Below are 10,948 nucleotides of genomic sequence, written 5' to 3' on the forward strand. Positions count from 1 at the left end.
TTTCCCTCAAATTAGCTTTCTTTCTTAAACTCAGCAATGGTTAATAGGCGTGCTGCTTTATGCTCAACCATTGGCACAGGGTAGTCTGTATCGGCGAAGTCTCCTTTTTTACCGAGTGCTTTACGCATTTTCTCTTCTGAGTGCAGGATAGTAGCAGGTATGTCTTTTAGCTCAGGTAGCCAAGTCTTAATAAACTCGCCCTTTGCATCATGGGTTTTGGCTTGGCTAAAAGGGTTCATAATGCGGAAGTAGGGCGCTGAGTCAGTACCCGTAGAAGCGCTCCATTGCCAGCCGCCATTGTTAGACGCAAAGTCTCCATCTATCAGCTGCTGCATAAAGTAGCGCTCGCCCCAGCGCCAATCAATCAGTAAGTCTTTGGTCAAAAACATCGCCGTCACCATCCGCAGGCGATTGTGCATAAACCCTGTTGCATTTAGACAGCGCATCGCGGCATCAACCAACGGTACACCTGTCATGCCTTTGCACCATGCATTAAAGTCATCAGTGTTGTATGACCAATTAATCTTAGTATCAGTCTCATGCTTATACGCTTGATGGCGAATCAGCTCTGGCTTATAGTCCAAGACATGACGATAAAAATCGCGCCATGCTAGCTCACTTATCCAGCGATTGATGTCATTGTTGTCGCTATCATTACCGTGCAATTTTTCTTGGGCTTTATGTGCTTGTAGATAGCAAAGTCTGGGGCTGATTGCGCCAATAGTGAGGTAAGCCGATAACTGACTGGTCGCATGCAAGCTAGGCACATCACGACTCACATCATAATTGTTGATATCCTCAGCGATAAAGTCCTCTAAACGCTGGCAAGCTGCTGTTTCGCCAGCAGGATAGTCATTATGAGCATTTTCGAGTTGGGTGCTTGCATCTGTATTATTATCAGTTTCATTGCTGTTTAACTGTTTTTGATAGGCGTTGACCGTTTTTGTGCTGAGACTTTCTATCTCTGCCACCGTCTTTGCCGCGTTTTCTGTCGGCTCTAAAGTCACGTTATTATTGTCACTAACAGCGGGTGCTTCATGCATTTGTATATCACTAACCTCCAAGGTGTGTCGCCATTTTTTATAGAACGGCGTAAACACTTGATACATGCTGTCGCCATCGTTGGTCGTAATGGTTTGCGGTGGCAAGATACATTGATCATGCCAGCGTACAAACTCAATATCGCTTTTTGCCAGTTGCTCAGTTAATTGTTCATCACGATCGATTTCGTTACCTTCATACTCATGATTGGCCATGATAGCACTGATATTATTGGCATTGCAGATAGTTAATAGCGCATCAATAGAGTCAGAGAAACTTGGACAAACTTGGACTGTTAATTTTATATTTAATTGTTCTTGTAAGGCTTTTGCGAGGATAGGCAAGGTACGGGCGATGTGATCGACTTGCACAAGCGACGTATCATGCGCTTGCCATTGCTTAGGTGTGAGAAAGAATATGGCACTGACTCGTGCATTATCTTCGTTTGCCCGTTCACAAATAGCTGCCAAGGCGGTATTATCATGAACTCGTAGGTCACGACGAAACCACATCAAGTAATGTGGCGGATTTGCACTAGTTGCCGTACCACCATCACTGTCGTTGCAGTCAGTTGGATTGGCCGTTGCCGATGCAGTCTGAGACATTCAAGTATTCCTATATTAATCAATCGCAATCATAAACAAAACTGAGAATAAAAGTATGCTAGGATAAGTTTTTGGATGCAATTCATTTGCAGTCTGATTAACAAATCACCCTATTTAATCGTTAGCGTTGGCAATTGACATTTGCGCGCCGTCAATTTAGCCAATGTTAGTAGAGCTCAGTCATACTAATAAGTATCATGTTTAAGGTCACGAAATGCACGTCAAGTTCTGCGGTTTTACTCAGCTTAGTGATATACAGACTGCGACACAGTTAGGTGTTGATGCGGTCGGCTTGGTGTTTTATCCGCCCAGTCCGCGTGCCGTGACGCTAGCGCAAGCCCAAGTATTAAGTACTGCTTTGCCTGCTTTTGTGAGCGTGGTGGCTTTGGTGGTCAATATGCCTCAAGATGAATTGGTCGAGCTGGCAGACACTGTGCCTTTTGATATCATACAATTCCACGGTGATGAAAGTCCTGAGCAATGTCAGCAGCTGGCGAGCACAGTCAATAAACGCTGGATTAAAGCGTTGCGCGTCAATGCCGATACGGACAGTGCTGCTAGCGTGCACGCTCAGATTGACGAGTTTGCCCAAGCAGGAGCGAGCAGTATTTTATTAGATGCCTACCATCAGCATAAATACGGTGGTACTGGCGCACGCTTTGATTGGAGTCTCATACCCCAAGACAGCTCGCTACCAATTATCTTAGCGGGTGGACTGGATGCCGAAAATATCGCGGCGACTTTAGAGCTGCCTATTTATGCAGTCGATGTCAGCGGTGGTATTGAGGTAGATAAAGGTAAAAAAGATCCTGCAAAAATGCGTGCCTTTATGAAAGCGGTAAAACGCGACCGATGGCAAAACGCGACGCCTAGCGAACCTTCGAACACAAGTAGCTAGTTTTATATCAGCTCAACAGCTCGCTGCTTAAACTATTTCTCCCTTATTTATTCTAAAAAATACCACTTATTACAGTAGGAATTACCATGAGTCATGTCGATAACAATAATTTATCTGCTACCGCACAAGCTATCAATACCTTTACCAATCCAGCGGACGTACAGGATTTTAATCAATACCCTGATGCCCGTGGACATTTTGGCGTACATGGCGGTCGCTTTGTCTCTGAAACGTTGATGGCCGCCCTAGAAGAGCTAGAGGCGCTATACACCAAAGTAAAAGCCGATCCTGCATTCTGGGAAGAGTATCACAATGATTTGGTCAATTATGTCGGTCGCCCAACGCCGCTTTATCATGCTAAACGCCTGAGTGATGAGATTGGTGGGGCTCAGATTTATTTTAAACGTGAAGATTTAAACCATACTGGCGCACACAAAGTTAATAACACCATCGGACAAGCACTGCTTGCCAAAATGTGTGGCAAGAAACGTATCATCGCTGAGACTGGCGCAGGACAGCATGGTGTAGCGACAGCGACGATTGCAGCCCGTTTAGGTCTTGAGTGTATCGTTTATATGGGTGCGGACGATGTTGAGCGTCAAAAGATGAACGTCTATCGCATGCGCTTGCTCGGTGCGACAGTTGTGCCGGTGACTTCTGGCTCACGTACGCTCAAAGACGCGATGAACGAAGCCATGCGCGACTGGGTCACCAACGTCGATAGCACGTATTACATCATCGGTACGGTTGCAGGCCCACATCCTTATCCGCTACTGGTGCGTGATTTCCAAGCAATCATTGGTAAAGAAGCCCGCATCCAGCATCTAGAAAAAACAGGCAAATTACCAGATGCATTGGTTGCTTGTGTCGGTGGTGGCTCAAACGCGATTGGTCTGTTCTTTGACTTCCTAAATGATACTGAGGTCAAAATGTATGGCGTCGAAGCAACCGGTGATGGCATCGAAACCGGTCGCCACTCAGCACCACTAGCGGCTGGTCGTATCGGCGTGCTACATGGCAACCGTACTTACTTAATGGCAGATGATGATGGTCAAATCCAAGAGACGCATTCTATCTCAGCCGGACTGGATTATCCTGGTGTTGGCCCTGAGCATAGCTTCCTAAAAGACATGAAGCGTGTTGAATATGTCGGCTGTACGGACAAAGAATCGTTAGAAGGTTTCCATGAAGCCACGCGCAAAGAAGGCATCATTCCTGCGCTTGAGTCTGCCCATGCTGTCGCTTATGCACTGAAGCTGGCTAAAACCATGACCCCTGATCAGACGATTATCGTCAATATGTCAGGTCGCGGTGATAAGGATTTGCATTCAGTGATGAAGGCAGAAGGGATTGAACTGTAAAAGCTGTCTTATGATGGAAAAGGATACTCAAATGTCTTCAAGAAAAATACCATACGCAATGTATTCTGATAACTGGACTTACTCGATAGAAAACTATGCCGAGCTGTTAAAAAAACATGAGGCAGTTACTTCAAATGAGTATATTCATGATGTTATGTATGAGAAAATATTTTGTCCAATGTGTTTCACACCTTTAACAAGAACACCCTTGGTAGAATCTCGTTCAAGAAATAACGTATTAGCATATTTTAAACATCTGCCCTCGTATTCACATATTAATTGTATGTATAGGGCAAATAAAGGTGAAGGTCTAAATTATGTCAATGAAGAAGAGGCTAAAGAAGCTGTAGATAATGAACAATTAGTCGTTATAGATAGCTTTATGAAGGAAGTCCCTGAAGTTAACAATGTTGACGATGATGAAGATTGCTACGACTCTTTGATAGAGGATATAGATGGTCCTACTACGGATGTCTCAATAAGTAGACATACAGGAGAAAAATTTTCCTTACCCTCCAAGGTAACATCCGTTAGAGCCATATGTAGAAATTTTTCAAAAAATTTATATAAAGGCTACTACCTGCCCAATTCTAATATAGCTCTACCGTTGAGTGATTTACTAAATGATGTGAGTGATATCAAAGCAGAAGATAATGATAGCAAACTCTATATAGGAAAGATTACAAGATCTGATCATCAGGGCAAAGAAAAACGAGATAATAACATAAGAATGACTTTTCTATCTTTCAAAAAAGGTGGAGGTTATGCAGATTTTTGTATTAAAGAAGAGCATTCATTACAAGCTAAACATGGAATTGATGATAACTCTGTTGGTAGATACGTCATCTTTTATGGCAAGATAGAAGAGAGCGGCGTTGGTTTATGTGTCACCGACCTGAGTTACGGTGAACTGTCCTTGTTACCTAAAAAATATAACACTATAGTTCAAGAGCTATACGATTTATAAAATTCTTTTATGGCAACATTCATTAATACCTACAAAATGAGTATAACTTTTGGATTTTGATATGAGCACTATCAACAATAGCACCAGAATTGAAAGCACTTTTGAAACCTTAAAATCACAAAACAAAAAAGCCCTTATTCCCTATGTAATGGCAGGTGATCCTAATCCGACCACGACAGTCGGCTTGCTACATGACTTAGTGAAGCATGGCGCAGATATGATCGAAGTTGGCTTGCCATTCTCTGATCCGATGGCAGATGGTCCTGTGGTTGCGTTGGCAGGCGAACGCGCATTAGCAGCAGGGACGAGTACTCGTGATGCACTAAAAATGGTCGAAGAGTTTCGTCAAACAGACACGCAGACGCCAATTATCCTGATGGGTTATCTCAATCCAGTTGAAATCATTGGTTATGATAACTTCGTGGCGCTATGTGAGCAGTCAGGTGTTGACGGTATTTTGATGGTTGATTTGCCACCAGCCGAGGCAGGTAGTTTCACGCAGCACTTGACCGATCATTCGATGAATGAGATTTTCTTATTATCGCCGACGACTTTGCCCGAGCGCCGTGAGCAAGTATTGACGCATTGTGGCGGTTATATCTATTATGTGTCGCTAAAGGGCGTAACTGGTTCAGCCACGCTCGATACTGATGCTGTCGCGACTCAAGTTCAAGCCATCAAAGCTGAGACGGATTTGCCAGTATGCGTCGGTTTCGGTATCCGTGATGGTGCCTCTGCCAAAGCGATTGGTACACATGCAGATGGCGTGATTGTTGGCAGTGCGCTGGTACAGAACTTTGCTGATATAGATGCCAATGATGCCGATGCTGTTGCAGCCGCACAGCGAAAAATCATGGCTAAAATGGACGAACTCCGCGGTGCACTTGACAGTTTGAGTGCCTGAGGTAGATAGAGTTAAGTTATTGCTATTTAAGTTATCGCCCATTGCTAATAACGTTGTTTATAAACAGTAAGGTCCATAAATAACAATGTTTATAAAGACGTTGTCAAATGACTTTGCTAAAGTTAGTTTACGTGTGTAAACTAACATCACAATATAAATTGTTACAGTTTCGCGCAAGCGTGCCTTATAACTGCTCATGTTATGACTGTATGTGACTTTTAAATTTACTCTTAGGGACAAGTGAATGAGCCGACTTGTCGATAAGCCTTTGATAATGGCGAATAATATGACTGATACGATAACAAAATCTGATATGACTACTAATAACGCTGAGCCAAAAACCAACAAGTCTGGTCAATCGTGGTTTGATCGCCCGATACCAGGTGTCAAGCAGCACTTGACGGCACCATTGAGTGCGGTAGAGACCGAACCATCAACGAAATGCAGCAACTGCCATTCGATGATTACCAATACGGCGCTGATTTTTAACTGTTATGTGTGCCCACATTGTGATCATCATTTACCGATGAGTGCTCGTGAGCGCTTGAATTGGCTGCTGGATCAAGTCGATGGTGAGACAGGGCAAGAATTCACCGCAAAAGATCCGCTGCGTTTTGTGGATAGTAAGCCATATCCTACACGTATGAGTGAAGCCCAAGAAAAAACGGGTGAAAGCGAGGCGTTGGTTGCTATGTATGGAAAATTACGTAACCTCGATATCGTCGCTTGCGCGTTTGACTTCCGCTTTATGGGTGGCTCTATGGGGTCAGTCGTTGGTGATCGATTCGTCCAAGCGGCCGAAAAAGCGCTAGAAGATAAAGTACCTTTAGTGTGTTTTGCAGCTTCTGGTGGCGCACGTATGCAAGAAGGCCTATTGTCATTGATGCAAATGGCACGAACGGCTGCTGCGATTGAGCGTTTGAGAATCGCTGGCGTGCCTTATATCGTGGTATTGACCAATCCTGTTTATGGCGGTGTGACCGCATCACTTGCGATGCTTGGTGATATTCATTTAGCAGAGCCAAAAGCGATGATCGGCTTTGCGGGCAAGCGTGTGATTGAGCAGACCGTACGTGAGACGTTAGAAGAACCGTTCCAACGTGCAGAATTTTTGTTAGAGCATGGCGTGGTAGATGAGGTGGTGCATCGTCATCAACTGATCGATACGATCTACCGTTTGCTCGCAAAACTATGCCGCGTACCCAATGTAGATGCTCAATAAGTTGAATGGCTCAGTATAACGAGTCATTTATTGAGTGCATAATGGCTTAGCTGCGTGCTAACATCTACTGTATATGCAAGACCCTCAAATAGCATTTATCGTCATTGCACGGTAAATGCTATTTTTGGTTTTAGCTAACACATATATTTTTATCTCTTATTAAAATTTTATATAGGTTTTATTCATGTCTGACCTTTTATCACCCAACCTTCCTAGCCCTAATGACAACGCCAGCTTGACCGAATGGCTAGATTATATGCAGCAGATACATGTGTCTGCGATAGACATGGGGCTGTCGCGTGTATTGCCCGTCGCTGAGGCGCTAGGCGTGGTACAGTCAGCCAAAGACGATGCTTATGTATTCACAGTGGCGGGCACCAACGGTAAAGGCTCGACGACCGCTGTCATCGCGCAAATGTGCCAAGCGGCAGGCCACAAGACGGCATTGTATCAGTCGCCACATCTTAGCGCCTTTAACGAGCGTGTACGTGTCAATGGCGAGATGGTGAGTGACCAGACACTGATTGAGGCTTTTAGCAAAGTAGAGGCAGCGCGCTTGCAGTGTGACTTGACGTTATCGTTCTTTGAGATGACAACACTAGCAGCATTGCTGATATTTGCTGAAGCGGACTGTGATGTGTGGGTGTTAGAGGTCGGGCTAGGTGGTCGTCTAGATGTGGTCAATATTATTGATCCTGATATGGCGGTGATTACCAATATCTGTATCGATCATGTCGACTGGTTGGGTGACAATGTGGAAGATATCGGCGCAGAAAAAGCAGGTATATTGCGTGATAATATTAGTCTAATCTATGGTGCTATCGAAATGCCGAACAGCGTTCAGCAAGCGATTGATAAGCATCAAGCAAACTGTTATCAAGTAGGGCAAGACTTCAGCCATCGTGATATTGATTCAACGACTTGGCAATATAGCAATGCAGCTGTCACCTTGCAACTGCCACGTCCTGCGCTATCATTGACCAACACTGCCAATGCGCTATCAGCGGTACTGGCAAGCCCATTGACTGTCGATATCGATGCCATCGAGCAAGCGCTACAAACGGTCAAACTGGCAGGACGCTTTGACTACCGTGAGAGTCACAACCGCCATTGGTTGTTTGATGTGGCGCATAATGACCAAGGCGTCGAGTTTTTATTGGCACAGTTATTACCGCTTTGGCAGCAGCAGGTGGTCAATCAAAGTCGCCAAAACAGCCAGACTGCTATAGACGTTCCGAAGATAAACATGCTGTTTTCTATGTTGGGCGATAAAGATATCGATAAAGTGGTGCAGCGTTTGACCGAGGCTGGCTTGCCGATCAATGATTGGTTCATTGCGGAGATTGATTACCCACGCGCCGCGAGTACCGAGCAGCTTCGAGGTATCTTAGAAAAACATATTGATAGCGCTCACATACATGAGTTCGATGGTCTACCTGCAGCCACCCACGCGGTGATAGATGCGAGCCAACCACAAGACCTCATCGTGGTGTGTGGCTCGTTTCATACGATTGGCGAGGCATTGAGTGCACTTACCGTATGAGGATTTAAGTTAAAGTAGTGCCTGTTTAGTGTTAATCTTAGTCGTAGCCTGATAGCAGACAGCGCGAAAAATATGCTTTATAATCAAAATGATTTGAAAGACTGGTATAAAAAGGTCGGCTTAAATTTTGAATACTGATGGCAGTAACTGGCGGTAAGAGATAATGATTGAAGCAATTTGCCACATTGCTTTGAGATAATCGCTGCACCGCTCAATCAACCTTATTACCAACCAAGAGACGTAAACGGATGAATTTTTCGAGACAAGCCTTATTGGGCATTGGGATGATTATTGGCGGTAGCGTGATGCTATACGCCATGGTGCAACAGATTGGTGATAGCAACCCACCAGAGCCGATGTCAGCGATGGTAGAGGAGCCAAGTACGGATGAAGCGTCTCCTCAGCCACTAACGACTGATATCGAGACAGAAAAACGTATCCTTGCACAAAAGCAAAAAGAACGTGCGGCTCGCGTTGCAGAACAAGAAAAACGTGCACAGGAATTTTTGACAGAGCAGGAAGTCGCAGAAGCAGAAGCATTAGCAAAAGCCCGTGCCGAAAGTCAGCAATATATAGCCAATAGTGCGCCAGTTAGTAACGATGATGACAGTCCAAAAGCTGCAAAAGATATTGCTACCGCGCTAACCGTTCAACCCCGTACGGATAATGAGTCGGCGGCTGCTATCAAGCAGACTAATGATGCTGAGAAGCAAAAAGCCGCTCAAGAGCAACAAGAAGCTCAAAGGCAAGCTGCTATTCGAGAGCAAGCTGCTGCCAAAAAGCTAGCTGAGAGTAAAAAATTAGTAGAGCGTAAAAAAGAAGCGGAGGCAGAGAGACTAGCCGAAGCAAAAAAGCAGGCTGAGGCAAAAAAACTGGCTGAGGCACAGGCCGCAGCTGAACGAAAACGAGAGGCAGCAGAAGCCGCAAAAAATGAACCACCAAAATCGCCCTTTGATTATCAAATCCAAAGAGGTGACGGACTAATCAAACTGGCAAGACAATACAACATGCCAGTAGAAGTGTTGGCTCACGCGAATAGCCTCTCGCCATCCGCATCGCTACAATTGGGTCAGAGTATTACCATCCCATCGAAAAAACAAGTACAGCGTTTAGAGCGCGAAGCCGCTGCGGCTGAACAAGTGCGTGAAGAAAAACGTCAAAAAGAAGAAGCACTGGCAAAGAAAACAGCAGAAGCCAAGCGTGAGGCGCAGCAAAAACTCAGAGAAGCTCGTCAGGAAGTCAAAGAAACAGATGCCAAAGGCAGTTTTGGGGTGCAAGTCGCCCTAGCAAACGACCAAGCCCGAGCAGATGATTTGGCAAAAAAATTCCAATCAGCAGGCTATCAGGTTAAAACCAGTCATACCAGTCGCGGTGTGCGAGTCATCGTGGGGCCTGAGCGTGGTAAAATCGCAGCCTTGGCACTAAAAGACAAAATTAATAGCGACCCTAAAGTGAATACGACAGGCGCTTGGGTGCTCTACTGGCGCTAAGATAGAGACTAGGTCATGGCCTAAGTTTTTATGCGTACTCTATTCAATTTCTCTTCGATTTTTATCAAAACACGACAGATACTGTCGTGTTTTTTAGTTTATCGTTTGCCGATTGGCAAAAGCTTAGTTACGATAAACACTGATTCCGCTGTTTCTCTTTTTATAACTTGCCAGCCTATAAAGGCTGCCTTGCTGTGGTTGGCCCATCATTAACTGCTATCAATGATGATATTTGGCTCATCACTCTCATATTGTATAAGGTAGAACCATGTCATTTGGCGTTATATTTTTAATCTTAGCCGTTGGTTTTTTAGGGCTGATTACGTTGCCAAAACTGTTAGAAAAACCCCCAGTCGTTGAGTCAGATCCAAAACCAGTACGCGGTGATGAATTGGCTATTTGGCCCTTTGCACCGATGCCGATCATGACCGACACGGAAGTCATATTTTTTGATAAGTTAAAAAATGCGCTGCCGGAATACCATATATTTGTCCAAGTACAGCTGTCACGAATCATCAAGGCTAATAGTAGTAAGGCATCAGAGCGCAGCTTTTGGTTCAATCGCATCTGTCGCCAGAGCGTTGACTACGTGATTGTAGATGTTGATGCGCAGACTACGCTGGTGGCTATCGAGCTTGATGACTGGACGCATAACAGCAAAGCGCGCCAAAAGGCTGATGACAAGAAAGACAAGGCCCTTGCCAGTGCAGGTATTGCGATGGTGCGCTTTCATGCTGAGCGTATGCCAAATGCAGAGATGCTCAGACATGAGCTAATGCAGGTGATTGAAAGTTATTAAAAGTTATTAAGCTTTTCCGTTTTAAGTATCTAGGGCGTGTTATCAATTAGATTGTGAGGCTTAAAATGAGAAAAATTATAGATAAACAAGGAAGAAATTGCCGTCAATATGAACATAT

Annotated in this window: 9 protein-coding genes; 8 read left to right on the forward strand and 1 reads right to left on the reverse strand. The window is 44.7% G+C overall.

Translation table 11 applies throughout. The features are described from left to right. Positions 1-11 precede the first annotated feature (11 nt). Positions 12-1,646 (reverse strand): FAD-binding domain-containing protein, encoded by a 1,635-nt coding sequence (locus QL982_RS05235; RefSeq protein WP_290162060.1) that lies wholly within the window; start codon positions 1,644-1,646, stop codon positions 12-14. Positions 1,647-1,860: 214 nt separating this feature from the next. On the opposite strand from QL982_RS05235, the gene QL982_RS05240 reads away from it, so the two are divergent. The 8 genes from QL982_RS05240 to QL982_RS05275 all read left to right on the forward strand — a co-directional run bounded on the left by QL982_RS05240 (position 1,861) and on the right by QL982_RS05275 (position 10,830). Then, positions 1,861-2,544: a phosphoribosylanthranilate isomerase gene (locus tag QL982_RS05240; RefSeq protein ID WP_290162059.1), complete on the forward strand. Its 684-nt coding sequence runs from the start codon at positions 1,861-1,863 to the stop codon at positions 2,542-2,544. An 86-nt stretch (positions 2,545-2,630) separates the two neighbouring features. Next, positions 2,631-3,905: a tryptophan synthase subunit beta gene (trpB, locus tag QL982_RS05245; RefSeq protein WP_290162057.1), complete on the forward strand. Its 1,275-nt coding sequence runs from the start codon at positions 2,631-2,633 to the stop codon at positions 3,903-3,905. A gap of 31 nt (positions 3,906-3,936) precedes the next feature. Beyond that, entirely contained in the window at positions 3,937-4,872 is a 936-nt protein-coding gene (locus QL982_RS05250; RefSeq protein WP_290162055.1) for a hypothetical protein, read from the forward strand. Between the two features lie 61 nt (positions 4,873-4,933). After that, positions 4,934-5,776, forward strand: a complete 843-nt coding sequence (trpA, locus tag QL982_RS05255; protein ID WP_290162053.1) for a tryptophan synthase subunit alpha — start codon at positions 4,934-4,936, stop codon at positions 5,774-5,776. A gap of 313 nt (positions 5,777-6,089) precedes the next feature. Next, positions 6,090-6,998 (forward strand): acetyl-CoA carboxylase, carboxyltransferase subunit beta, encoded by a 909-nt coding sequence (accD, locus tag QL982_RS05260; protein ID WP_290162101.1) that lies wholly within the window; start codon positions 6,090-6,092, stop codon positions 6,996-6,998. Positions 6,999-7,182: 184 nt separating this feature from the next. After that, complete coding sequence (locus tag QL982_RS05265; protein ID WP_290162051.1) at positions 7,183-8,541, forward strand: folylpolyglutamate synthase/dihydrofolate synthase family protein; 1,359 nt, start codon at positions 7,183-7,185, stop codon at positions 8,539-8,541. 248 nt (positions 8,542-8,789) lie between these two features. Then, entirely contained in the window at positions 8,790-10,031 is a 1,242-nt protein-coding gene (locus tag QL982_RS05270) for a LysM peptidoglycan-binding domain-containing protein (protein WP_290162048.1), read from the forward strand. 268 nt (positions 10,032-10,299) lie between these two features. After that, positions 10,300-10,830: a DUF2726 domain-containing protein gene (locus tag QL982_RS05275; RefSeq protein ID WP_290162046.1), complete on the forward strand. Its 531-nt coding sequence runs from the start codon at positions 10,300-10,302 to the stop codon at positions 10,828-10,830. Positions 10,831-10,948: the final 118 nt, after the last annotated feature.

Source organism: Psychrobacter sp. 5A.1 (genome assembly GCF_030407455.1).
Classification (GTDB): Bacteria; Pseudomonadota; Gammaproteobacteria; order Pseudomonadales; family Moraxellaceae; genus Psychrobacter.